We start from the raw sequence: 522 nt of genomic DNA, 5'->3' as shown, positions 1-522 counted from the left end.
AGCGTGTGCTGCAACGGGATAACCTCTCAGCGGCATGGAAACGCGTTCAAGCCAATAAAGGGGCTGCAGGAGTGGATGGCATGACCATCAACGAATTTCCCGTATGGGCAAGAGCAGGACACTGGACGAAGGTCACTACCGAACTGGCAACAGGTCGATATACGCCCTCACCGGTCAGACGCGTTGAAATCGATAAACCCGATGGTGGTACTCGCCAACTGGGGATTCCAACCGTCTGTGATCGAGTGATTCAGCAAGCGATTGCCCAAGTCCTTACGCCTATTTTTGATCCCGATTTCTCAAACAATAGTTTTGGATTCCGGCCAAATCGAAATGGGCAACAGGCGGTAAAGCAGGTGCGAGACATCATCAAGGAAGGTCGCCGCTTCGCGGTCGATGTCGATCTGTCTAAGTTCTTTGACCGAGTTAATCACGATCTGCTGATGACGCGCCTTGGTGACAAGGTGAAGGACAAACGTCTTCTACGATTGATTAAACAATACCTGCGAGCTGGGTTTGTCG

General features: G+C 51.3%; 1 protein-coding gene. It reads left to right on the top strand.

Annotation, left to right across the window (positions count from 1 at the left end):
- Positions 1 to 80: 80 nt before the first annotated feature.
- Positions 81 to 522, top strand: a 442-nt coding sequence (locus Q4492_RS15650; protein WP_303419859.1) for a reverse transcriptase domain-containing protein, incomplete at its 3' end; no start/stop codon positions are given.

Source organism: Neptuniibacter sp. 1_MG-2023, from assembly GCF_030547185.1.
Taxonomy (GTDB): domain Bacteria; phylum Pseudomonadota; class Gammaproteobacteria; order Pseudomonadales; family Balneatricaceae; genus Neptuniibacter.
Note: the sequence above shows the minus strand (reverse complement) of the source record. Positions and strands in the feature narration are given on the sequence as shown.